We start from the raw sequence: 22,176 nt of genomic DNA, 5'->3' as shown, positions 1-22,176 counted from the left end.
CTCAGGCGACCTGAGCCCGTGTGCGATGAAGCTCGGGGTGCTCGGCCCACCACTGCTCGAAGGGGATGGCCTGGCCCCACGAGACGTCGCGCAGCGCGAGGAGTGCCGAGCCGTACTCAGGGGTCGCCACCTCCGCGCCAACGTGTTTGCCCGCGGTGTCGTAGTGGGTCACGACAACGTGGTCACGCTGAACGACCCAGAAATCGGGAACTTGGGTGTCAAGGCGGTTGTCGGCCGAGACCTCGAGAACCCGGACGTCCTCCCCGGCAGCAGCGTTCTCGCCGTAGAGAATGCAGCTGTAGTGCTCGTACGGGGGGATCGCGCCCTCGTCGTCGACGTGGATGAGTCGAAGCCGCCGCCACGGGCGGTTCTCCTGGGCTGCGGTGCGCAGCATCTGGATGAACCCAGACCGGTCACCAACCGGGTGCTCGCCGCGAAGGAAGCGCTCGAAGTCTCCCTGGTCAGACGCGGCGTCGTAGTAGCGCAGCCCCTCCCAACGAAACACGCCGAGTTCGGCACGCTCGCTGAGGTGAGCTCCCATAGCGCGCAGGTCCATCACAGCAGGACCTCCTCTCTCGCGGGGTAGATGACGGCCTCATCAGGGCGAGAGTCCATCCCCATCTGCTCAAGCATCTCTGAGTCGGTCACTGGCGCTCCGACGACTATCGCCCAGTCGCCCTGAAAGCGAGTGATACCGACATGGTGCTCGCGAGGCATCCACGCTGGCAGCCTGACGGCGATCTGATTCGAGGCGAGGCCGAGCTCAGCAAGCGTTCCTGTGTCAGTGACGGCGTAGCCCTGAACCACGAGCTCCCCTCCCTCCGTCTCGTGAATGTGCGGGCAGTCGAATCCCTGCGGGCAGTCCAGGTCTCCAGCCAGCGTGCGCGCAATCCTCATGGGCTTCCCCTCCCAGAGCCGGCGCCTCCGCCGGACACTGGAAGTGTCCGACCTCAGGCCCAGCTAGTCAAACCTGAGGTGTGCATGATTGGTTGACTATGCACATGGCATCTGTGCATAGTGGTGGGGTCGGGGCGATCGGGTTCCCCTCCCACCAAGCCCTGCGCGCAGGGAGCGCCACTCGCAGCAACTCCCTCAGGGCCCCTGGTAGGCGCGGCTACGCCTACCAGGGGAGTGGATCGCAACGCCCAGCCTTGGATGACAGGAGGAACGACCCGTGCACATGTTCTCGCGTCCACGAGGGGCGATCACCTTCAGCCGGTTCGGCTGGAGACCAGCGATGGGCTGCGGCGGGGTGCTCGCGGCCGCGACAACTCTCGTCGAGCTCTTCCCCCGCGTCGCCGCGGCCATCGGGATCGCGACAGTGATCCTGGCGTTCGCCGCGCTTGCGGTGAGGCTCATCGCCCGTGAGCACCGGGTGCGGGCCCGGCTGGCGGCGCTGTCCCCGGTCTCCGCCTCCGTCCCGGCCCGGCCGGTCGTGGCGGACCCGGTGCTGGAGGAGGCTGCCTAATGCTGTTGTCAAGCGGCGGGTGCTCTGTAGTCGGGCTGGAACTCGGTTCGGGTGCGCAGCATGGCGTGGATGACGTTGACCCTGCGGCGGCCCAGCGCGATCAGTGCTTGGTGGTGTCGTTTCCCTTCGGCGCGTTTGCGCTTGTAGAAGGCCTTCGACAGCGGGTCGTGTTTGATCGCGCAGAACGCGGACTGGTAGAAGACTCGTTTGAGGGCCTTGTTCCCGGCGTGCGAGCGGCGCAGGAAGTGCATCTTCCCGGACTGTTGCAGCACCGGCGCCAATCCCGCGGCGGAGGCGAGCGCGTCGGCGGTTGGGAATCGGTGCAGGCCGCCTGCCTCGGCGAGGAACTCCGCGGTCAGGGCGACCCCCATCCCGGGCAGGCTGCGGATGAGGGCCCCGTCAGGGTGGTCGTCGATGGCCTGGGTGATCTCGGCGTCGAGTTCGATGAGCCGCTCACGCGTGCGAAGCGCGTCTTCGGCGAGCTCGCGGACCAGGCGGGCGGCGGTGTTCTCCCCGGCGACGGTGGCTCGCTGAACGTCCGCGGAGTCCAGCGCCGCCCGGACGAGCCGGTCGACCTGGGGGCGGCGCAACCCGCCCGCTTGAGCCATGTGGGCCCGCAGGCCTTCCTCGCCGCAAGCTCGGATCTCGGCCGGGGTGATCGGCCCGCACAGCAGCCACATGCCGGTCTTGGTGGTCGGGTCAACGACGGCCTCGAGACCGGGATGAATGCTGGTGAGCAGGTCACGCAGCTTGCTGACCCGCCGGGTCTGGTCGATGACCAGCTCGCGGCGGCGCCCGACCAGCAGCCGCAGCACCGCATCGGGTTCGGACAGCGCCTCGACCGGGCGGAGTTGGTCACGGGGGTCGTCGCTGCCGGCGCGCAGTCGGATCTGGTTGGCGATGACCTTGGCGTCGGCGGGGTCGGACTTGCGTTCTCCGCCGCGGGTGGCCCGTCGGGAGCGGTTGACCAGCAGGCCGGGGGTGTGGACCACGGCGGCGCCGGTGTCGAGCAGCATCGCGGTCAGCAGCCCGGCGATCCCGCCAAGGACGTCGATGCCGTAGGTCACCGGCCCGTGCTCGGCAGCGAGGTGCTCGACCTCGTCGATCATGGCGGTGATCGCGGTGGGGTCGTTGGCGACTTTGTGACCGGTCAGCTGCTTTCCGGTGGTCATGTCGACCACGCTCATCCAGTGCAGTTGTTTGGCCACGTCGATGCCCACGGCCAGCGGCATCCGAACTCCCTTCTCTCGTTCTCCTCGGCGCGGTCCCGTTCCGCCGTCCATGCCCTACAAAGCGATGAGTCGCGGTGCCTAATCAGCGGTCAGAACAAGACAGTGGGGCGAGGGGCCAAGCCTCCGAAGCCATCGAGGGCAGCTGGCATGAAAACCATCCTCGCCCCACCCGCACTCTCACATCCTGGCCGAGGACGACCCGGACGAGGAGCACATCTGGAAGGTAGGGCGGCGTGATGAGCGTCCGCGCGACTCGGCCAGCGTGCACCCCGGTCGTCGCGACGACCGACCCCGTCGTGCACGAGGTTGCCGAGGACGAGATGGTCGCCGGCACGGCCGACGGGGTGTACCGGGCGCTGTGTGGGCAGCTGATCCTGCCCGCCTCCCTGGCTGAGACCCCGCATGGAACCTGCGCGGGCTGCGCGGCGGCGCGCCTGCACTCGGAGTTGCCTGTGCCAGACGGCTACTCGCGTTCCTGGCGTCGCGGGATCGCCGGCGCGGCCCGGGAGTGCGCTGGTCTCGCCCGCTGCGCCTTCCGCCTGCACGCGGCGGCCGCGGCATGAGCACCGACCGATCGGGCGTGCCGGTGCTGGGATGCACCGACTGCCAGTACCTGTTCACTCCCTCACCCGCGCAGTGGGCCGACCTGGCGGCCAGCGGCTGCCCGCGCTGCCGGGGCTGGATTTGGCTCGCCGCGCTCGCCCACCCGAGCAGCCCGGACTCGACCGCCGCCTCAGCCGGTCCCTGCGCCCGCAAGGAGCACACGCATGTCTGAGATGCCCAACGGTCCGCTGCAGCTCTGGCTCACCGAGCGCGCCGCTCGGTCGCGGCCGGAGATCGGCGAGGCGAGCGAGACGCTCCACAGACCCAGCCTCGCCCCGGTCGTCGTCCAGCCGGTCGACCCCGACAGCCCCGAGCAGCCTGGGCAGGACCGCCACGATCCCGAGCTGGACGAGCTGGACGAGATGGAGAGGCGCCTGGCGCTGCTGCGTGGGAAGGCGACGCTGCAGCGCGACCCGGCCTGGCTCGACGTCCTCTCGCCGCTGGAAGCGTGGCGCGAGCGGTCGGCGGCGATCCGGATCCGGGGGATGCGGCGTCGTCAGGAGGTCGCTACGGCCACGGCCGCGGTTCGGCTCGCCGGGCGGGAGCGCCTCGGTGATCAGGAGATCGCCCGACTCGACCTAGCCGACCGGCTCTGGCAGCGGCGGGCGCTGGCGCGCCGCGCGCGTCTGACCGATCCCGTGTCGAAGCTGGCCACGCAGCAGCGCGCCGCGCGACAGATCGCGGCCGCACTCGCCGTCGCGACGGTGGCCGGCCTCGTCTGGACGTCGGTGGGCGTTCACGACGCCCTCGTGGGACCTTCCGGGACCCCGTTGGCCTACCTGGTCGAGACGCTGTTCGCGGTTCCGCTGCTGGTGCTGATGGGGTTGCGGGCCCGCGCCGCGCTGTGGGGGCGCGCGTTCCCCGCTGGGGCGCAACGGCGCAAGATCGCGCGCATTGAAGGCGTACTGCTGTTCAGCTCGATCGCCATCAACACCGTCCCCGTCCTACCCGTCATCGGGCAGTGGCGGTCGGCGACCACGCTGCTCGCCCACGCAGGGCCGCCGGTGCTGGTCGTGGCCCTGGTGTGGTTGCAGGCGACCACCAGCGCCTACTTCGCTCAGCTGCTCGCCGACGCGCATGTCGACGTCGCCGACAGCGGCGGCACCCGACTGTCCCCGGATGCCTTCAACGTGATGACGCTGGTGAAGAAGGTCCAGGCCGCCCGTACTGCGGGGGATCTGTCCGACTGGGAGGACACCGGGCTGCCCAGCGTGTCGGCGATCGCCCGTCACTTCACCTGTGAGAAGCGCCGCGCCCAGGAGGCCCACGACGCGTTAGAGCTGCTCGGCTTGCACACTCGCCCTGCCCCCGTGTCGCGTCGCGGCGGTACCGCCGCGATGCTCGGGGAGGACGGCTGATGGCCAGTACGGTCACGTCGCCGGGGACGGTGCCGTCCGCGGCTCTGCGGCGCTGGTCGCGCCGTGACACCGTTGTTGCTGGTCTGCTGGGGCTGGCGGGGTGGGTGCTCGTTCAGCCTTGGACCGCTGCGGCCCTGCTCGGCACCGTGGCGTTCGCGGCGGCGGGCGTCTGGGCGCTGCACCGGCACCCGACGGCTCGGCTGCGACGGCGCATCGGTGTTGACGGGTTCCTCGATCTGTATGAGTACCGCACCGTGGCAAGCCGCCGCGGTGCCCGGGGTGGGACCTGTCTGGGCCGGTTGGTCTCCGGCCCCGTCCTGCTGTTTGGGCGGAGAGTGTTCACCCCGCACCGTCGCGGCGTGCTGATCGTCGGCCCGCAAGGGGCGGGCAAGAGCTCGCTGCTCATCGACCCGATCCGCCGCTTTCCCGGCCCGGCCTATGTCACCAGCACCAAGACCGAGCTCGCCGACCTCAGCGCAGCCGACCGGGGCCCGCTCGGGCCGGTGCAGGTGTTCAACCCGACCGGGCTCGGCGGGGTCGCCTCGACGCTGCGTTGGGACCCGCTCGCAGGCTGCACCGACCCGGCCGTGGCCGATGCACGGGCTCGTGCGCTGGTGCGCGGGGGAGGGGGCGCCACCGGTACCCAAAATGCCGACTTCTGGGCGGCCAAGGCTGCTGAGATTTTGCGCTGCTATCTGCTCTGTGCCGCGTTGGCCGGCCAGTCGATGAGCCAGGTCATGGCCTGGGCCTTGCGCCCCGACGACCGTACCCCGGTCAGCACCCTGGCCGGCTACGGCGCGCACGTTCCGGCGGGGTGGCTGGGCACTTTGGAGCAGAACCTCTCGGCCGCCCCGAACACTCGCTCCGGGTACTTCGCCGCGCTCGGCCCGGCGGTGGCGTTTATGGACAACCCGACCGTCGCCGCCTGCTGCCGGCCGGCATCGGGGCAGAGCTTTGATATCGCGGAGTTCCTGCGCTGCAACGGCAGCCTGTACGTGATCGCCGGGGATGCCGACCAGCGGCTTGCCCCGTTGCTGACCGCGCTCACCGAGGCGGTCTTCGCCACCGCCAAGCAGGTCGCCGCCGCCCGGCCGGCGGGGTACCTCGACCCGCCGCTGGGGCTGTTCCTCGACGAGATCGCCAACATCACCCCGGTCCCGCTGGACAACTGGGCCGCGGACTCCCGTGGGTGGGGTATCGAGGTGTGGGCGGTGGTCCAGGACCTCGCGCAGCTGGAGACCCGCTGGGGCACCAGCCGCGCCAAGACGATCTTCGCGAATCTTCCGACGAAGATCGTGCTGCCCGGGGTGGTGTCGCGCACCGACCTCGAGCACCTCGCGTTCCTTGCCGGCACCCGCACGATCGCCCAGACCAGTCACGGCCGCAGCGACGGCGGCGACGGCCGCGTCAGCCGCTCGCAGAACACCACCACCACCCTGGGGCCGGTGATCAGCGGGCACAGCATCCACGCGCTGCCCCGCTGGCACGCTTATGTCCTCGGGCTGGGCAGCAAGCCCGCGATCATCCGGTTCCGGCCGGGCTGGCGGGGCCGCCGCACGCCGCTCGATCGCATCTTCGACGCCACCACACCGGCCGCAGCACCGGCCGCCGGACAAGGCGTCTCAGCACCGCGGTTCACCGCCGTGCCCGGGGTAGTGGAGGATGCTGCCTGATGACCGACTCCACTCCGCCCGGACCGGATCCCGAGCACACCGGCCCCGCCAGCGCCCCTGACGGCGGCCCGCTCAACCCGCCCCCGAGCGCCGCCGCGGCCGCCGCGCTGCTCGAGGTACGCCGGATGCGGGGCCGTCTTGCCGACCTGACCGAGACGGTCGCGGGTCTGCGGGGCCTGCCCGGGCGGGTGGATCACTACACCGAGCTGCACCAGCAGCTCGCCGCGACCGTCTCCGAGGACCTGGCCCCCGGCCTCGCCGCGCTGCGCGAGTTCACCAACGCCGAGCTCGCCCGCCAGGACGCGCAGCTGGAGGAGGTCCTCACCGAGCTGCGCCGCGAGCGCAACTCGCCGGTCGACTGGCCGGCGCTGTCCGAGGAGCAGGCGCGTGAGCAGTGGCCGATCCTCGGGCGGTGGATCGCCGAGGTCTTCGTGCCCTGGTACGAGATCACCCGCGAGGAGCTGCCCGACTGCTGGCCGCTGCACCGTCCCGCCCTGGTCGAGCTGTCCTGGCTGCGCAGCGCCCACGTCCAGGCCTACCTACGCTCCTCCCCGCCGAGCGTGGCGGGGGAGTGGCACCAACGCTGGCGCCCCGGGGCGGTCGACCGCCTGCGCGCGGTGATCGACCGCAGCCTCTGCGGCCCGGGCTTCCACCAGGTCCCCGAAGGCCACCGTCCCGCGCCCCCACCGCCGACGCCGGGCCCCGACGGGCGGATGCCCCCGCCGCCCGGGCGTCAACTCGCGCTCGCCCGACACTGGCAGGACAACTACAACCGAGCCGTCGAGCAGGACCTGGCCTGGCGCCGACAACGCGAAGCACAGGACTGACAGCGGCCAAGGCCCGGCACCCCTCTGAGGTGCCGGGCCGTCTCTGTTCTCGGCTTCGGATGCGCTGGAGACGCTGGCTCCGACGAGCTGGCGACCAGCAGCACCACCGGATCGAGGCGGCCGCTTGGGGTCGGCGGGCCATGGAGAGCCCGTCGTCTGCTGCCCGAGCCGAGCGACTCCCAGCTCGTCGCCGCCGAGCATCACGACCGCGCACAACACCGGAAGGCCCACCGATGACCACGCGCCCACAAGATCAACTACTCAAGATCAAAAGTCCGTGAAGACGCCGCGACCGCTGCCGGCGAGACCGTGGTCCCGCCGCTGCCACACCTGATCGCCGACGACGTCACCACAGAAGCCGCTGCCTCGCTCTTGGCCGAGCAAGGCGGCCGCCTCGCGGGTGCTTGTCCGCCGAGGGCGGGATCTTCTCCACCCTGGCCGGCCGCTACCCCGGAGGCGTCCCCTCCCTCGGGGTCATCCTCAGAGCCATGCCGGCGACCTGCTGCGCGTCGACCGAAAGGGCCGCCCCACGGAGCACGTCGCCAAACCGGCACTCACCCTCGGCCTGGCGCTTCAGCCTGAGGTCCTCACGACATTGCCCGCATGCCCGGCTTCGCCGGACGCGGCCTCCTGGCCCGCATCCTGTACTCGCTGCCGGAGAACACCGTCGGCCGCCGCCGCGTCGGCGCTCCGGCCGTGCCCGCCCTCGTCGACCGCACCTACACGAGCCACCTGGCCCGCCTCGTCGTCACCCTTGCCCACCAGCCCGAGCTGCTGCGCCTGCGCCTGAACGAAGAGGCCAACCACCGCGTCCTCGACCTCGAACGCACCCTCGAACTGTGAAACTGACGGGGATGGTTGACACCTGGGTCTCTTGATCATTAGGAGACTCGTCTGTGAGTGCTCCCCTCCAGGACCGTCAGGTGCGTCGTCGCCTTGCGGTCCTGCGCCACGCCGAGGAAGTGACCGGCAACGTCGCGATGACCTGCCGGTACTACGGCATCAGCCGCCAGTGCTACTACACCTGGCTGCGCCGGTTTGACGCCGAAGGCCCCGAAGGACTGCGCGACCGCTCGCACCGGCCACACCACAGCCCCAACGCCACGGAGGCCGAGGTCGTGGAGAAGATCGTGCACCTGCGCCGGCACTACCACTTCGGCCCGGCGAAGATCGTCATGTATCTGGCCCGCTACCACGACGTCACGATCAGCGTGTCCGGCGTGTGGCGCATCCTCAAACGGCTCGGCCTCAACCGGCTGCCCGCCTCCCAGCGCTACCAACGCCACGACCGGCGCTGGAAGCGCTACGAGAAGGCTCAGCCTGGGCACCGTGTCCAGATCGACGTCAAGTTCATCGAAGCCCTCCCCGCGACCGGCCCGAAGCCGGGGAAGGACGCGGCTGCAGCGCCCGCAACGGAGTCGAGCTCGGAGCACTTCGTGGAGACCACCGGGCTCACCGCGCGCCGGCGGCGTCGCTTCTACCAGTTCACCGCGATCGACGACTGCACCCGGCTGCGCGTGCTCAAGGTCTACCCGCGTGCGGACCAGAAGACCGCGGTCGCCTTCCTTGACCACGTCCTGTCCCGGCTGCCGTTCAAGGTCGACGTCATCCAGACCGACAACGGCGCGGAGTTCCAGTCCGCGTTCCACTGGCACGCCCTCGACCAGGGCCTGCAGCACGTCTACATCAAGCCACGGACACCGCGGCTGAACGGGAAGGTGGAGCGCTCGCACCGCATCGACGCCGAGGAGTTCTACCGGCTTCTCGAGGGCGTGGTCATCGACGAGAGCAAGTCCTTCGACGACAAGCTGCGCGAGTGGGAGGACTACTGCAGCCCGGCGATCGACATCTCCGGGTCAAGGACGTATACCGGTGCTCCGGCCGCGACCATTGCGGCGGTCGTCGCACAACGTCTCGAAGAGACGCGTGTTATTCGTGGCGTCGTAAACTCGAAGTGCCGAGACCCGGTGGTGAGCGAGCTGGGGCAGCACCTGCGGTCCCTGCCCGACGCCTGGGTGCAGACGGCGCGGGCGATGGAGTTCCCGCTCGTCGAGCTCTGCCGAACAGTCCGGTTCGTCGAGGTCACCGAGGCTGTCCACGCACACATTGTGACGGCACAGTACGACCGGCTGAGGTTCGCGGACCGCGTTGCCGAGACGTTCCGTGGGTTCGCAGTCGAGGGGGCCAGCGCTGAGCGGGTCGTCACGGAGGCGGCGGCCCTGCTGGGCCTGCCCGTCGTGCTGGAGGACGCCGCGCACCGCGTGCTTGCGTACGCCGGCGGAGCGGCCAAGGAGGTCCTGCGGGACTGGATCAGCCGGTCGCGCAGGACGCCGACCACGGGTGCCCTCGACGGTGGCGGCCCTGAAGGCTGGGCTTCGGTCGCGGTCGGGCGACGGGAGTCGCGCTGGGGTCGGTTGATCGTCCTCGTCCGCGCGGAGGACGCCACCCGGGCTCAGATGGTGCTCGATCATGCGGGCGATGCGGTCACGCTCTCCGCGTTGCTGCACGCGGAACCTGCCGGGCCGGTCTCGGAGGCCTACGACAAGCTGATCGCCGAGATCATTCCGCCCCCGCCCATGGAGTTCCGCGCCGATCACCAGCTCGCCGCGCCCCGCGCATGAACGAAGTGCTTTGACCAGCTCGCGCATATCGTGGACCGTACCGACGCCGGGAACCTGACCTCGGTCGACGGCGCGGCGATGCTGACCACTCGCGGCTACCTGCCCGCCGATTCGAGCTATGAGGTACGGATGGCCGATCATTCGATAGCGGCGGGTCGGCCCGTGCTCAAGCCGCTGCGGTACGACTCCCACAACGACATCTTCCCGGACTTCGTGCTGCTCGACACCGACCCGCCCACCTTCGTCGAACTCTGGGGCGTGCCCGGCCGCACCGCCTACGAGGCCCGGAGGAAGGCCAAGCACGAGCACGTTGCGGCCACGCAGAATCCGTCGCTGGAGTGGGAAATCACCGGCCCTCCTGCCTGGCGCGACGGCCCCCTGACCGCAAAGTCGTTGCCGTCTTTCGTCAGTGCGAGGAGGCGATGGCCGAGCTCGGGGTTCGGCCTACAGCCAGCACCGTGCCGCTGCTCTAGAACCTGCGGCGGTAGCCGGTTTCGCCCAGGTTCACGCTCGCTCGCCACAGTTGCCTCACGTTCGGACTCGGACGTGACGCAGGACGGAGGCGACGCAAGATGGCCGGAAACTGGCTGCTCGTCGAGAACGGGACCGTGATCGACGCGACCGGAGCGCCGGCACAGGCCGGGGCTGCCGTGCTGGTGCAGGGCAACAGGATCCACTCGGTCGGCACTGATGTGGGGGAGCACTTGGTCCCGCGGGGAGAGCCCCTCGCCCGGATCGACGCCACGGGGCGCACGGTGATGCCCGGTCTCATCGACGCGCACTGCCACATGACTTATGGCGAGTCGCGGTCGGAGGAGGAGATCGACCTTTACACCAGCCCTGAGTCTCGCACCCTTAAGGCAGCGTTTCACGCGCACAAGGTGCTGCGGGCCGGCGTGACCGGGATCTCCCAGCCCGGCGGCAGCTACTACATCGGCGTCGGAATCCGCGACGCGATCCGCGACGAGTTCGTGCTGGGCCCGAGGATGACGGCCGCGGGCCGCTACATCACAACCAGCAACGGCTTGACTGACTGGTTTCCCGACTCGGTCGGCGTGCCCGAAGGCTCCATCGGCGTCCTCGCCAACACGCTGCCTGCGATGATCAACGAAGTCCGACACCAGGTCAAGAATGGCGTCGACCTGATCAAGCTGGCCGACAGCCCGTATGGCGACTACCAGGCCTTCACTAACGACGAGCTGAAGGCGGTGGCAGACCTCGCCCATCAACTCGGCAAGTCGCTGACGATCCATGCGCGAGGCTCGGCGGAGGTCGGCGCAGCGCTTGACGCAGGCATCGACTGGATAATGCATGGCAACGCGATGACCGACGAGGTGATCGCCAAGCTCGCCGCCAGCCGGACGCCCCTGGTGCCCACGCTCCTGCTGCTCGCCAACATCACCGACTACGGCAAGCTGGTCGGCGCACCAGTGGAATTGCGCGACGGCATGGCTCGCTCCCTCGAGTGCACCGCGGAGACGTTACATCGCGCTCACGACGCCGGTGTCATCTTCACCCTTGGCACTGACAGCGGCTTCGCCGTCACCCCGTATGGCGAGTGGCACGCCCGAGAACTCGAGTTGCTGATGACCTACGCGGGTCTTTCCCCGATGGAGGCTCTCCAAGCAGGCACGGTCAACGGCGCGAAGATGCTCGGGCTCGAGGGCCAAATCGGCACGCTTGAGCCCGGCATGATCGCCGACATCATCATCGTCGACGGTGACCCGCTCGCCGACATCCGAGTGCTCCAGGATAAGCGAAACATCGTCACCGTCATCAAGGACGGCAAGCCGGTGGTCTTCGACGAAGAGGCCCTGTCCCGTCACTGGCCGCACGAGAGGGCCATCACCTACTCGACGGCGGACCTGACCTACGACCTGGTTTACGGGATCGACTCGCCCGTCCCCACGGGTGACGGAGCGCCGTGGAGCGCCGACGACCAGGCCGACCTCGTCGCGACAGTGAAGACACGCGAGTCGTCCGCTGTCATGCCGGACTAGGACGGGACGACATGAGCGCCCACCTGGCCGAGACAACCCCCATGGTCTGTTATCCGTTTGCGACGGCGACGGCCTCGACCCGCGTCCTCGAAACCGGCGCCGGGACCGAGCACGTCATCCTGCTCCACGGATTAGGTGCCCGCGCCGACCGGTGGCGTGCCAACCTTGAGGCTCTCGCCGGCGCAGGGCTGCACGCCTATGCCGTGGACTTCCCTGGCCACGGGTTCGCAGACAAGGGGCCCGACCTCCCGCACACCGTGCCGGCGTTGGCGGAGTGGGTCCTCGACCTGATGGACCGTCTGGAGATCGACTCCGCGCACGTTGTCGGGACCTCTCTAGGCGGCCACGTCGCAGCCAGGCTCGCTCTCGACGCTCCCAATCGTGTCCGCTCGATCGTCCTGGTCGGGCCGATGGGCATTGTGCCGGTTGGACCCGCTGGTAGGGAGGCACTTGCCCGGGCCGTCGTCGATACGTCCCGTCCGGGCATTCGTCGGAAGCTGGAGAACCTTGTGCAGGACCAGAGTCTGGTCACGGACAGGTGGGTGCTCGAGGAATGGCGGATCAACAACTCGGGAGGCGCCGGCACAGCACTCGCTCGCTACGCCGACTACTTCGCCGAGCTGATAGATGACGACGTCGTCGGGGCGGAATTGCGCGATCTCGACCCGGCACGTGTGATGCTGATGTGGGGTGACTCCGATGTTCTGGTTCCGATCTCTCTTGCCCCTGCAGTGCATGCTCAGCTCCCCGACCGCTGCCAATTCATCACCATTGAGGCAGCAGGGCATGCGCCGTATCTGGAGCGGGCGGAAGTCGTCAACCAAGATCTTATTGCCTTCCTCTCAGCAGTTCCGCCCCAACTATTACCTGAAGGAGTTGGCCGTGCCCAGCACACAGCCGCTGTCGCCCGAGAAGCGTGAGATCCGAGTCCCGGAGTTTGGTGAGGCGCTGGGTCACTACGCGGTCGTCCACAACGGGTTGCTTACATGTCCGGGTGCCTTGGGGTTACTGCGGGCGGCGCGATGGTCGGAGACGGCGCCGTGACCCAGGCCGAGCAGGCGCTCGCGAACCCGAAGCGGGCACTAGGCGCGTACAGCAATCGGCCGGAGCGCGTCCTGAAGGTGAACGTCTACCTGACCGACATCGAGGACCGCCGTCGGATCAACCCCGCACGGCACGCCTTCTGGGGCAACGCGTATCCGGCCAGCCCGCTGGTTCAGGTCGGCGCTTCCGCACATCCGAAGGCGGCCGTGGAAATTGAGCTCATGGCGGCGGTGCAGGCATGAGCACGAAGTCTCAGGATTGGGGAGGGGAACTTTGCGTCTGACGAACGTAAGGGGTCGACTCACCGTCGACGTCGACGGCAACCCGCATGACGTGGAGCGGGTGAGTCGAGGCGTCTTCTCGTCCGACCCCCAGGCCGTGTACGACAGATGGGACGAGTTTTGGGACCGCATCCCGGAGATGGTCGCAGCGGCTGACGAGCCCACCTCAGGGCCGCTTGCCGGTGCTCTCGGGCCTGTCGTGCCGTTCCCACGGCAGGTCTTTGCCATCGGCCTGAACTACGTCAATCATGCGGCCGAGACGGGGTTCGAGCTCCCTGCGGACCCCGTTGTCTTCACGAAGTTCAGCAGCTGCTTGGCGGGGCCGTTCGGCGTGGTGGTGCTTCCTGAGGGTGAGGTCGACTGGGAGGTGGAGCTGGTCGTTGTGATCAGCCGCGAGGCCTCCGCCGTGACGGCCGAGCACGCGTGGGAGTACGTCGCGGGCGTTACGGTTGGGCAGGACCTGTCCGAACGAGTCGCTCAGATGCAGGGGTCTGCTCCCCAGTTCAGCCTTGCGAAGTCCCATCCAGGATTCGGCCCGATCGGCCCGGCTCTCGTCACCCCTGATGCCCTGGCGAACCCCGACGACCTGGAGCTTGGCTGCTCAGTCAACGGACTCGAGGTTCAGCGGGCTCGCACTTCCGACATGATCTTCGGAGTTCCCGAGCTGATCTCCCGGCTCAGCAGGACAGTGACTCTTCTTCCGGGTGATCTGCTGTTCACCGGGACGCCCCCCGGTGTCGGCATGGGTCGCACTCCCCGCCGGTTCCTCCGGCCCGGTGACCAGCTCAAGAGCTTCGTTGACGGCGTCGGCGCGATGCGCCAGACGTTCGTCACCGGGTTACCGGAGACGGCCTCCTCCTCTCCGGCAACCTCGGGGGTCGTAGGGACCGATAAGCTCCACTCCACCTGGGGAAGATGATCTAGCAGCCGCGGGATCTTCAGCTGGTTCTGCAACGGCGGTTCGGGGTGTCGTGAGAGGCTGAGCCCGGTTCGGCGGTGATGATCACCGTGGTGGATCTTGCCGGGTGGGTGGCCTCGTTGGACGCGGTGGTGGAGCTGATCGGGGGCCGTTTCCGCAGGGTGGAGCCGCGTAGGCGGGTTGGCACGTATCTGCGTGGGCTGCTGGCCGGGTTGGAGCGCAAGAACGGTTGGACGCTCGCCGAGCATGCCGGGGCGGCCGACCTCCTGGACCAAGGACCGGGTGCGCTGCACCGAGCAGGGGTCCCGGACGAGGTGGGGTTCGCGACGAAACCGCGGCTCGGGACGGCCATGCTCGCCCGCGCTCACGCCGCCGGGCTACTCACCTCGACCTCGTCGGTGACCGCGGACGAGGCCTACTGGCAGAACCCGACCGTCCGCGGCTGGCTGGCCGACCGGGAGATCCCGTTCGTGCTCGCCACCCGCAATGACGACGTGTTGACCAGCCCGGACCGACACCGCCGCCAGGCCAAGGTCCTGGCCACGATCGCCGGCGCCCGCGACCCCGACACCTAGCTGGATGGGTGGGAGCGGCGCTCGATCGGAGCCGGAGCGCACGGCGAGCGGGTCTATGACTGGACCGCCGTCGCCCTCGACACGACCGGCCTGCCCGACGGGTGGGGGCACTGGCTGCTGGTGCGCCGCCAGACCGAGCCCGCCGAGGGCAAGACGGTGCGTGAGCTGGCCTTCTACCGCTGCGCCGCCCCCGCGGCCACGCCCCTGCGCGAGCTGGTTTGGGTCGCTGGCGCGCGGTGGGCGATCGAGGAGTGCTTCCAGACCGCGAAGAACGAAGCCGGGCTCGACCACTACCAAGTCCGCTCGTACCGGGCCTGGCACGCCGACATCACCCTGGCCATGCTCGCCGCCGCCTACCTCGCCGTCACCCGCGCCCAGGAGGCTGAAAAGGGGGACCTCCAACCGGCCGGTCACGGCTGATCCCGTTGAGCGGCAACGAGATCCGCCGCCTCCTCGCTGCCCTCGCGTTCATCCCGCTGACCAGCATCGACCATGTCATGCACTGGTCGAGATGCGCCGCGAACGCCAACACGAGGCCCGCGCCTGCCACTACCGACGCCGCGGCGAACGACCACCCGACTGATCAGCTGGGACCGATTGCCTCCACGCTCTGCTCATCTGGTGTGATGAGGGAAACCTCGGCGTTCTCGGCTAGGCCGCTGCGTCCTCTGCTGCGCCGGGGATCTTCCCGTACCCGGCGGGCATCGGGGCCAGGATGACGATCCTGTCGTGTCCTGCGACCCTGCGGGCGTTGGTGGTGGACACCATCCCGCCGTCAATCCAGGAGCGGCCCTGGAACTGTTAGAGCGGCCAGAGCCCGGGGACCGCGCCGCTGGCGGAGACGGCATCGGCGAGGGGTACCCCGAGTGTCGGTCGAACACGTGCAGCTCGCCGGTGCGGCGTCGATCGCTGTGACGTGCAGCGCGCTGGACCAGTCAGTAGTGACCAAGCGTGAGCGCACGACCGCGCGGCGGGTGGCCAGGGGCACCGGCTCGGGGTTCGCCTTGGCGATCCGTCCCATCGCGGCGCCGACCTTGCGTGGGTCGGCGCCGCCCTCGGCGAGGGCCTGCCACCAGGCGGAAATGGTGGCTTCCGACGCCTTGGCGTCGACTTTGTTCTCGTCCGGCTCGAGCTGGACGGCGTAGAGCCGCTGCAGGTCGTACCCGCTGGCGACGGCGCTGCCGACGAACGATCCTGCCGAGGTCCCGATCACCGTGGTGGCGTTGCCCAGGTCCACCTCTTGATCGACCAGCCCCGCCAGGACACCGACCTCCCAGGCGATGCCTGTCACCCCGCCCCCGCCGAGTACAAGTGCGCGTGAGGGGGAAGGAGTGAGACCACCATGTGACGACTCCTGAAGTGTGATAAGCGAACCCAGGCCTGCCGGTCATGATCGCAGACGGGGCCGGTGCTGACGGAAGGGGAGCGCTCTGGGCCCGCCTCGTGGCTGTGCGCTGTCACGCCGGTGGGGGCCGCAGGGTGCGGTGCCACGTGCGCGGGCAGGCGACTGCGCCACCCGGCGGGCGGCCAGGTCCACAGCGACGTCTACGATCACGTCCGCCTGACCGCCGACCAGCCGCACCGGCCGACCTCGACGAGTATGTCCAGGGTGTCGATGTTGCAGTCGGCCGACACGCGCTCGGCGTGGCGCAGGAAACCCCGAGTAGACACCCGAATAGCCCACGGTCAGAGTCCCCAGGTCCACGCGCCCGGCCGTTCCTTCAGGGAACGGACGGGGTTGTCGGCCCCGTCCTGCAGCGCGAACAGGTCGCATCATCCTGTTGGCGTTCACCCAGCGCGGTCGAGCTGCTCGGCGAGGTTGATCGCAGGCACCACGAACAGGACGATCACGGCCGACGTCAGGTCGATCAGACGTTTGCCGAGCAGCTCGAGTTTGCCCACATTAGCGCCGTGCGCCCGCGCCGAGGTGGAGTCAACGCGATGTCGACGTCATCGAAGCCTTCCAGGACGATGAGCCCGCCGACGCCCCCTGCGTGGTTGCACAGCCAAGCCTGCGGGGCCAGGCGAGGATGCCGGACTCCGGCTCGATGCCGACCATAGCGCCAATCTTGAGCCTCTCGGACAACGGATCATCTAGAAAGAGTTCGGCGACTCCTGTAATCAGCCGTTTACGGTATCCAGCCTCATGCGTTACCCTTGCCTTCAGAACTGCTCGTCGACTTAGGAACGGCCGCCACCAAGTCGATCTCCACGCAGCAATCGGGGACGACTAGTGCGCCGACTTCCACTAGGGTGCTAGCTGGACGAGCGTCGCCAAAAAAGCGCTCACGCGCGGCCCGAATAAGGGTGTGATCGCCGATGTTGGTGATGTACACGTTGACGCGTAGGACATCTGCCGGCGAGCAGCCCACAGTCTTCAATGCGCGTCCAAGGTGCTCAAGGACGCACTCAGCCTGAGCCGCCGGATCGCCACGTCCAACAACATTTCCTTCCGTGTCAACGGCGAGCGCTCCTGACACAAAGGCGAGGCCACCGTAGGTGACTACGTCGGTATAGTGGCTAACCGGCTCAGGACTGCCCGGTACTTTGAACTCTCGTCGCTTCATCGCAGTGCCTTTCTGTCCAACTGTCATCGATCCCACTATGGCTTGCAGCACGTCACTCCGGCGTTAATTGTGAAGGTTCTCCCGATGCAGGAGGCGGATCGCGTTAGATTACGAGTCGGAGCTGTACGACTACTATTTGAATGTGCCCTTCAAGGGGGGTCAAGGGTACATCGCAGTTTGCACGTTATGGTGTGCGGGTGTCGGCGAATCGGTGGCGGCGACTGAAAGGCCGGCAGCCGCAAAACATGCTGCACCGGATGGGCTGGAGCGTACAGGTGCCCGCACGGCTGGTCCGCCGAGCGGGACGATGAGGCGATCACCACCTCGAAGCTCAGGGACTGACCACGGATAAAAGGACCGCGGCGGACCTGAACGCCTGGCTGGTCTTCCAGGACGAGGCGGGCCAGGGACTGAGGCCGCCCAAGGGCCGCACTGGGGCAGCCGGGCCCGACCCCGATAGTGCGGGTGATCGATTGTGCGGGTTACCGGCAGGAGTTCGGGCAAGGTCTCGATCGCCGGGCTGCTCTACGTAAAGCCCCGGGCGGTGCGCCTGCTCTACCGGCCCCGGATCTTTCGCGGGCGCAAGCACGACCCCAAGGGCCCTTGCCGAGGCCGACTGCATCGCGCTGCTGGATCAGGCCCGCCAGCGGCGGGGCGGGAACCTCGTGCTGGTGTGAGACCGGCTCAACACACAGCCTCAGCGCCCGCTGCGCCGGATGGTCGACGCCCGCTCCTGGCTGACGGTGTTCCTCCTCCTTCAGCCCTACGCGTCCGACCTCAACCCGGTCAAGCGAGTGCGGTGTGGGGTTCCCGTTCAAGAAGAGCCAGGCGACCTGGCCAAAGGAATCATCGCCCAACTCGCGGTGATCACCAAGAGCCACTTCACCCAGATGCGGTATCGCCTCGACTGATCAGAAGCCGTGGTCGCCAAGACCGCCTGGCCCTGGGGCCTTCACAACTTCAGGCAATTGAACATCTTTAGCAGTGATGGCTCATCTGGTCCACGAGAGCAGGTGTGTCATTGCTGTGCATCCACCGGGCAGCACGGAAGACGGCCGCGAGCCTAGCGTTGCGGCTTGGAGCTTCCTCATCACATACGTGAAGGCATGTGCTAGCGACCCAGGACGCCTCTTGAACGCGAGTGGCCTTAGCCTTGCGGGCCGCTTCGTACGTCGACAGAGCGGCCTCTAAATCGCTCTCCGACTGCGCGTGCGCCAGGATGTCGGCAAGTACGTAAGCGTCCTCGATATCTTGATTGGCCCCCTGACCATAATGGGGCAGCATGCCGTGTGCGGAGTCACCCAGCAAGATGACTCTACCGCAGCCCCATCTCGCCAGAGGCCCAATCGAGAAGAGTCCCCACCTCTCGGTGTGCTCGACTGCGCCGACCATCTCCGTGACCGCCGGATGCCAATCTTGGAATGGCTCCAGCGCCTCTGAATTAGTGCACGGCACCCTCCAACTTTTACCGCCTGGCCACTGCCGGGGCGACTCGGTGACTGCGAGGAAGCACACACGGCTGTTCGCTGCATCCACCGGAAAGTGCAGGAGGTGAGCGTCCGGACCGACCCAGTACTGACCGTTTTGCGGTGTCGCGAGCGAGGGGACGTCGTTCGCTGCGACGACGCCACGAAAACCGCTGGTTCCCGAGTAGTGCGTTGTGTCTCCGAACAGGGCCTCTCGCACGAACGAGCGTGCGCCGTCGGCAGCGACCAAAACATCGGCGCGAGTCGCCGTACCGTTCGCCCATGTGAGCTCAACGCCGCCTCGGTCCTGATTGAAACCCACCAGGCAGTGTCCGAGTCGGATAGCGTCGGGCGGCAGCGCGTTAGTCAGCGCGCGCTGGACGTGTGATCGCATGACACCGAGGTACGGATGGCCGAACTCTCGTCGATAGCAGGAAGACCTGCCGAGGTCCTGTGATGCGATGTGATCACCGGTCTTCCAGTGGCGAATCACCACCTCGGCGGGCTCTGAGCGCTCGGCGCCATAGACTGCATCGGCGACCCCCAGACGTTCGAGGACGCGAAGGCCGTTGGCGAACACCGACAAACCAGCACCGATCTCTACCAGTTCGTCTGCTTGTTCGAAGACCACTACATCTTGTCCACGCTGATGCAACGCAACGGCAGCCGTCAGCCCGGATATTCCGGCGCCGACGATCGCCACCTTAAGCTGTTTCATGGCGCTCCTGTATGTCATGGCACGATGCGTCGAACTATAGGTAGACCGAGTTGCCCCTGTAACCTGCGTTCGACGATGCGCAGACATTGCCAAAGAGACGTGACGCTCGCGTTAATACCGGCTCTTCACAATCCGTAGTGTAGGAGTCGAGGCATGAAGCCGCTAGGCTCCGGAAGCCCCGGCGATGTCGTAGTTGGGCGACACGATATTTCACCTGTGAGTGGCAGCAGTCCCCTTAACGGGCTCGTGGTTGCGTCGGATAACTGAACTACCTCCTATCGTGACGAATCCAGTTCCGCCCACGATTGGGAACGCCGCGAGCTTCAAGATCTCATGGGCTCGCTCGAGCTCGCGCCTTCTGCTGCTCCAGCTTCCGCGTACGCTTCGGCTCAGCAGTTGTCACCCCCATCGATACACCTCGTAGATGTCGGCCCGCTTGACCCGCTGACGGATCGACTCGAATCCGTGTCTCAGCTGCGTCGCGATATGCGCTGCATCGTCCCGGTCCCGAACTCCACGCGCAGAGTCCGGTCCATTCGGTGACAGCGGCCAGTCCAAGCTCCCCGTAGGCAGCCATTTACCGCCCCGGTGATGGCCGGCGTTCTCCCCGCTGACGGCCAGATATCTCCCCGGTGATCCACAGCAGATGGCCGGCGGCAAGGGTCTGCCGGTGAAGCGGAGCTAGGAGATCGTGGAGATTCTCGAGGCCTACGACCTCACGGGCAGTTACCGTGCGGCGGCCGAGCTGGCGGGGTGTGACAACCACACCGTCGCCCGGTACGTGGCGCTGCGTGCGGCCGGGGAGCCGGCGGTGGCCCGCGAGCACCGGGCCCGCCCGAGCGACGCCTACCTGGCCAAGATCGAGGAGCTGGTGGCCCGCTCCAGTGGCCGCGTGCGCGCCGACCTGGTGCATGCGCGGATCACCGCGATGGGCTTCACCGGCGGGGAGCGCACCGCCCGCCGCACCTGCTCGACCTCGTCCCGACCGCGCGAACCCAGCGCTGGGACCACGCCGAGCTGGTCCGGGTCCTGCTCGCCGAGGAGGCCGCCGGCCGCGACGCGACGAACCTGCGGACCCGCCGCGCCCGCGCCGGGTTTCCCGCCGGGAGACCCTGCAGGACTGGGACGCCGCGTCCTCGACGATCCCGCGCCCGACCCAGGACGCGCTCACCAGCCTGGAATGGGTAGGGCGGCGGGAGAACCTCTGCGTCTGCGGCCCGTCCGGGACCGGAAGAGCCACTCTGCGAAGCACTCGGCCAGGCCGCGGTCGAAGCCGGGATGACCGTCGCCTGGACCCGCGCGCTGGCCCGGCTGATCCGCACCGGTCTGATCATCATCGACGACATCGGCACCCCGCTGGCCGACGTCCTCACCGAGTGCGCCTGGGCGGCGGTCAAGAACAAGGACACCTACCTGTCCGCCTACTACCGGCAGCTGATGCGCCGGCAGGGCAGAAGGCCATCATGGCGGTCACCCACAAGATCCTGGTGATCGCGTGGAACCTGCTCTCCACCGGGGCGCTCTATGGCGACCCCGGCGCGGCCGCAGCGATCAAGGTCAGCAGGCAGCAGCAACGTCGACGCGCGATACTCAACTCGAAGCCCTCGGCCTCACCGTCACCGTCGAGCCCCGGATCGATCCCGGGGCGGCTTGAGCGCTCGGGGTGCGGGATTTTCGGAGCAGGAGCAGGGCATTGACCGGCCCCTGCCGTACGCCCCGCGTCCGGGGCGGAACACGCCGTCCGAGCCCAACTCTGCGCCGAATGCGGGGTCCCGTGGGTTCGCTAGTTGACACGAAAAGCCACCCGACGGATCATAGTCGCCCGCCCAAGTCGAACGACTTACAGTACGAGGCCAGGTGTCGACATCGCCCTCCGAGTCTCTCCCCGGTCGCCTCGCCGCATGTTGTCCGCCCCTGCGAGGGCATCACTAGTACTGCGACGGCAGCTCGCTCATGGTCGGGCCGCGGCCGACATCGCGAGGTGATGTGGGCGTACCAGACCCGGAAGGAGCGGACGTGGTAATGCTTGAGGCCGGCCCCATTCTTCGCGGTCTGGAAGCACTCCTCGATCGCCCACCGCGCGCCAGCGACCCAAACCAGCTCGCGCAGGGGCGTGACCGCGGGGGCAGCGCAGCGGTAGAAGGCGCGCTCACGCACCGTCTTGCCTCGGCTCGGCTCGGCTTGTCGGCGGACCAGCAGCCAGTGCCCCCAGCTGTCGGAGAGCCCGGCGGTGCCGAGGGCGCCGACGGTCTAGTCATAGATCCGCTCGCCGCGCGCACCCGCGCCGTCCGCGCCGTCCGCGCCGTCCGCGCGACGCTCCTACCCGCGCTGGCCGGCCTCGGAGTCCCGGGCTCCGGCCAGGGTGAACACGTCGTCGTTGCAGGCGGCCAACACAAACGGCACCTCGTGATCGGCCAGCCAGGCCCGCATGGCGCGGTTCTGCGCGTGGGCCTTGTCCGCCGTCACCCCCGACTCGTCGTTGAAGGCCCCGGCCGGCTTCGTAGCGAACCCCGCCCCTTCCAGGATGCCCGCCCGAGCGCAACGATCAGCGGCCTCGGTCCACGGCGTCGGCAGACAGAGAACGACGACCAGTGGCGTCGGGTCGTTATCGAGCTCACTGTCGATCAACGCTCGGCCCTTGACGCCGGCGTAGGCCAGAAATACTCCGGGCTGGTGGTTGGCACTCTTCCCGGTGGTTGAGCTTCCCCCGCTTTGCCGGAGTGTCTGAAGACTGGTTCCCTCGGCGGAGCCAGGAAGGAAGGCACTGGTGGCTGCACCGAAGAAGTACCCCGATGAGCTGCGTGAACGCGCTGTTCGGCTGTAT

Annotated in this window: 20 protein-coding genes and 5 pseudogenes; 18 read left to right on the top strand and 7 right to left on the bottom strand. The window is 68.2% G+C overall.

Going from position 1 to position 22,176, the window contains the following annotated elements; genetic code table 11:
- Position 1: 1 nt before the first annotated feature.
- Together LWC35_RS31565 and LWC35_RS31560 are read right to left on the bottom strand one after the other, a co-directional pair.
- Positions 2-556, bottom strand: coding sequence for a DUF6879 family protein (locus LWC35_RS31565; protein WP_232873970.1), 555 nt, complete (start codon positions 554-556; stop codon positions 2-4).
- Positions 556-897, bottom strand: coding sequence for a hypothetical protein (locus LWC35_RS31560; RefSeq protein WP_232873969.1), 342 nt, complete (start codon positions 895-897; stop codon positions 556-558). Before LWC35_RS31560 ends, LWC35_RS31565 begins: the two co-directional genes overlap by 1 nt.
- Positions 898-1,174: 277 nt before the next feature.
- Here LWC35_RS31560 and LWC35_RS31555 point away from each other — a divergent pair, with 277 nt between their 5' ends.
- Complete coding sequence (locus tag LWC35_RS31555; protein ID WP_232873968.1) at positions 1,175-1,468, top strand: hypothetical protein; 294 nt, start codon at positions 1,175-1,177, stop codon at positions 1,466-1,468.
- A gap of 8 nt (positions 1,469-1,476) precedes the next feature.
- Here the strand turns inward: LWC35_RS31555 and LWC35_RS31550 are convergent, their stop codons facing one another.
- Positions 1,477-2,700, bottom strand: a complete 1,224-nt coding sequence (locus LWC35_RS31550) for an IS110 family RNA-guided transposase (protein ID WP_232873967.1) — start codon at positions 2,698-2,700, stop codon at positions 1,477-1,479.
- Between the two features lie 236 nt (positions 2,701-2,936).
- Here LWC35_RS31550 and LWC35_RS31545 point away from each other — a divergent pair, with 236 nt between their 5' ends.
- From LWC35_RS31545 to LWC35_RS31485, 13 genes and pseudogenes are all read left to right on the top strand, one after another.
- Entirely contained in the window at positions 2,937-3,263 is a 327-nt protein-coding gene (locus LWC35_RS31545; protein ID WP_232873965.1) for a hypothetical protein, read from the top strand.
- The gene (locus LWC35_RS31540; protein ID WP_232873963.1) at positions 3,260-3,475 is read left to right on the top strand and encodes a hypothetical protein; all 216 of its coding nucleotides are present in this window, start codon (positions 3,260-3,262) and stop codon (positions 3,473-3,475) included. Before LWC35_RS31545 ends, LWC35_RS31540 begins: the two co-directional genes overlap by 4 nt.
- Positions 3,468-4,661, top strand: coding sequence for a hypothetical protein (locus LWC35_RS31535; protein WP_232873961.1), 1,194 nt, complete (start codon positions 3,468-3,470; stop codon positions 4,659-4,661). The genes LWC35_RS31540 and LWC35_RS31535 overlap by 8 nt, the downstream gene beginning before the upstream one ends.
- A gap of 359 nt (positions 4,662-5,020) precedes the next feature.
- The gene (locus LWC35_RS31530; RefSeq protein WP_232873959.1) at positions 5,021-6,334 is read left to right on the top strand and encodes a type IV secretory system conjugative DNA transfer family protein; all 1,314 of its coding nucleotides are present in this window, start codon (positions 5,021-5,023) and stop codon (positions 6,332-6,334) included.
- Complete coding sequence (locus LWC35_RS31525; protein ID WP_232873958.1) at positions 6,334-7,161, top strand: hypothetical protein; 828 nt, start codon at positions 6,334-6,336, stop codon at positions 7,159-7,161. Before LWC35_RS31530 ends, LWC35_RS31525 begins: the two co-directional genes overlap by 1 nt.
- A 400-nt stretch (positions 7,162-7,561) precedes the next feature.
- A pseudogene (locus tag LWC35_RS41100) lies at positions 7,562-8,004 on the top strand (DUF3987 domain-containing protein).
- A 53-nt stretch (positions 8,005-8,057) separates the two neighbouring features.
- The gene (locus LWC35_RS31515) at positions 8,058-9,782 is read left to right on the top strand and encodes an IS481 family transposase (protein ID WP_232873945.1); all 1,725 of its coding nucleotides are present in this window, start codon (positions 8,058-8,060) and stop codon (positions 9,780-9,782) included.
- Positions 9,783-9,812: 30 nt separating this feature from the next.
- Positions 9,813-10,394, top strand: a complete 582-nt coding sequence (locus LWC35_RS31510; RefSeq protein WP_232873943.1) for a DUF1173 family protein — start codon at positions 9,813-9,815, stop codon at positions 10,392-10,394.
- Complete coding sequence (locus LWC35_RS31505; RefSeq protein ID WP_232873941.1) at positions 10,355-11,782, top strand: amidohydrolase family protein; 1,428 nt, start codon at positions 10,355-10,357, stop codon at positions 11,780-11,782. Before LWC35_RS31510 ends, LWC35_RS31505 begins: the two co-directional genes overlap by 40 nt.
- A gap of 11 nt (positions 11,783-11,793) precedes the next feature.
- Positions 11,794-12,702, top strand: a complete 909-nt coding sequence (locus LWC35_RS31500; protein ID WP_232873939.1) for an alpha/beta fold hydrolase — start codon at positions 11,794-11,796, stop codon at positions 12,700-12,702.
- 63 nt (positions 12,703-12,765) lie between these two features.
- Positions 12,766-13,068 (top strand): annotated as a pseudogene (locus LWC35_RS31495) (RidA family protein); the annotation flags it as partial.
- A gap of 31 nt (positions 13,069-13,099) precedes the next feature.
- Positions 13,100-14,026 (top strand): fumarylacetoacetate hydrolase family protein, encoded by a 927-nt coding sequence (locus LWC35_RS31490; RefSeq protein ID WP_232873935.1) that lies wholly within the window; start codon positions 13,100-13,102, stop codon positions 14,024-14,026.
- Between the two features lie 80 nt (positions 14,027-14,106).
- A pseudogene (locus LWC35_RS31485) lies at positions 14,107-15,021 on the top strand (IS701 family transposase).
- 355 nt (positions 15,022-15,376) lie between these two features.
- On the opposite strand, the gene LWC35_RS31480 reads toward LWC35_RS31485, so the two are convergent.
- Together LWC35_RS31480 and LWC35_RS31475 are read right to left on the bottom strand one after the other, a co-directional pair.
- The gene (locus LWC35_RS31480) at positions 15,377-15,967 is read right to left on the bottom strand and encodes a patatin-like phospholipase family protein (RefSeq protein ID WP_308194709.1); all 591 of its coding nucleotides are present in this window, start codon (positions 15,965-15,967) and stop codon (positions 15,377-15,379) included.
- A 778-nt stretch (positions 15,968-16,745) separates the two neighbouring features.
- On the bottom strand, positions 16,746-17,195 hold the full coding sequence (locus LWC35_RS31475; RefSeq protein WP_232873930.1) for a RidA family protein: 450 nt from the start codon (positions 17,193-17,195) through the stop codon (positions 16,746-16,748).
- A gap of 689 nt (positions 17,196-17,884) precedes the next feature.
- Between LWC35_RS31475 and LWC35_RS31470 the strand changes: the two genes are divergently transcribed.
- Positions 17,885-18,079, top strand: a complete 195-nt coding sequence (locus tag LWC35_RS31470; RefSeq protein WP_232873928.1) for a hypothetical protein — start codon at positions 17,885-17,887, stop codon at positions 18,077-18,079.
- Positions 18,080-18,146: 67 nt separating this feature from the next.
- On the opposite strand, the gene LWC35_RS31465 is transcribed toward LWC35_RS31470, so the two are convergent.
- Positions 18,147-19,352: an FAD-dependent oxidoreductase gene (locus LWC35_RS31465; protein ID WP_232873926.1), complete on the bottom strand. Its 1,206-nt coding sequence runs from the start codon at positions 19,350-19,352 to the stop codon at positions 18,147-18,149.
- A gap of 688 nt (positions 19,353-20,040) precedes the next feature.
- On the opposite strand from LWC35_RS31465, the pseudogene LWC35_RS31460 reads away from it, so the two are divergent.
- The 3 genes and pseudogenes from LWC35_RS31460 to LWC35_RS31450 form a co-directional block, all read left to right on the top strand.
- A pseudogene (locus tag LWC35_RS31460) lies at positions 20,041-20,319 on the top strand (IS21 family transposase); the annotation flags it as partial.
- A 311-nt stretch (positions 20,320-20,630) separates the two neighbouring features.
- Positions 20,631-20,843, top strand: a complete 213-nt coding sequence (locus LWC35_RS39745; RefSeq protein ID WP_269805140.1) for a hypothetical protein — start codon at positions 20,631-20,633, stop codon at positions 20,841-20,843.
- Positions 20,816-21,049 (top strand): hypothetical protein, encoded by a 234-nt coding sequence (locus LWC35_RS31450; protein WP_232873924.1) that lies wholly within the window; start codon positions 20,816-20,818, stop codon positions 21,047-21,049. The genes LWC35_RS39745 and LWC35_RS31450 overlap by 28 nt, the downstream gene beginning before the upstream one ends.
- A 622-nt stretch (positions 21,050-21,671) precedes the next feature.
- On the opposite strand, the pseudogene LWC35_RS31445 reads toward LWC35_RS31450, so the two are convergent.
- Positions 21,672-22,176, bottom strand: a pseudogene (locus LWC35_RS31445) (hypothetical protein); the annotation flags it as partial.

The organism is Pseudonocardia kujensis (assembly GCF_021283305.1).
GTDB classification, from domain to species: domain Bacteria; phylum Actinomycetota; class Actinomycetes; order Mycobacteriales; family Pseudonocardiaceae; genus Pseudonocardia; species Pseudonocardia kujensis.
The sequence above is the reverse complement of the archived record's forward strand: the minus strand, read 5'-3'. Positions and strand labels throughout refer to the sequence as shown.

Excerpts from the sequence above, each read along its gene's own strand:
- LWC35_RS31540 (WP_232873963.1), top strand. The coding sequence starts at position 3,260 with ATGAGCACCGACCGATCGGGCGTGCCGGTGCTGGGATGCACCGACTGC.
- LWC35_RS31450 (WP_232873924.1), top strand. The coding sequence starts at position 20,816 with ATGGCGGTCACCCACAAGATCCTGGTGATCGCGTGGAACCTGCTCTCC.
- LWC35_RS31560 (WP_232873969.1), bottom strand. The coding sequence starts at position 897 with ATGAGGATTGCGCGCACGCTGGCTGGAGACCTGGACTGCCCGCAGGGA.
- LWC35_RS31475 (WP_232873930.1), bottom strand. The coding sequence starts at position 17,195 with ATGACAGTTGGACAGAAAGGCACTGCGATGAAGCGACGAGAGTTCAAA.
- LWC35_RS31465 (WP_232873926.1), bottom strand. The coding sequence starts at position 19,352 with ATGAAACAGCTTAAGGTGGCGATCGTCGGCGCCGGAATATCCGGGCTG.
- LWC35_RS31550 (WP_232873967.1), bottom strand. The coding sequence starts at position 2,700 with ATGCCGCTGGCCGTGGGCATCGACGTGGCCAAACAACTGCACTGGATG.
- LWC35_RS31535 (WP_232873961.1), top strand. The coding sequence starts at position 3,468 with ATGTCTGAGATGCCCAACGGTCCGCTGCAGCTCTGGCTCACCGAGCGC.
- LWC35_RS39745 (WP_269805140.1), top strand. The coding sequence starts at position 20,631 with ATGACCGTCGCCTGGACCCGCGCGCTGGCCCGGCTGATCCGCACCGGT.
- LWC35_RS31500 (WP_232873939.1), top strand. The coding sequence starts at position 11,794 with ATGAGCGCCCACCTGGCCGAGACAACCCCCATGGTCTGTTATCCGTTT.
- LWC35_RS31545 (WP_232873965.1), top strand. The coding sequence starts at position 2,937 with ATGAGCGTCCGCGCGACTCGGCCAGCGTGCACCCCGGTCGTCGCGACG.
- LWC35_RS31565 (WP_232873970.1), bottom strand. The coding sequence starts at position 556 with ATGGACCTGCGCGCTATGGGAGCTCACCTCAGCGAGCGTGCCGAACTC.
- LWC35_RS31505 (WP_232873941.1), top strand. The coding sequence starts at position 10,355 with ATGGCCGGAAACTGGCTGCTCGTCGAGAACGGGACCGTGATCGACGCG.
- LWC35_RS31470 (WP_232873928.1), top strand. The coding sequence starts at position 17,885 with ATGGTCGACGCCCGCTCCTGGCTGACGGTGTTCCTCCTCCTTCAGCCC.
- LWC35_RS31525 (WP_232873958.1), top strand. The coding sequence starts at position 6,334 with ATGACCGACTCCACTCCGCCCGGACCGGATCCCGAGCACACCGGCCCC.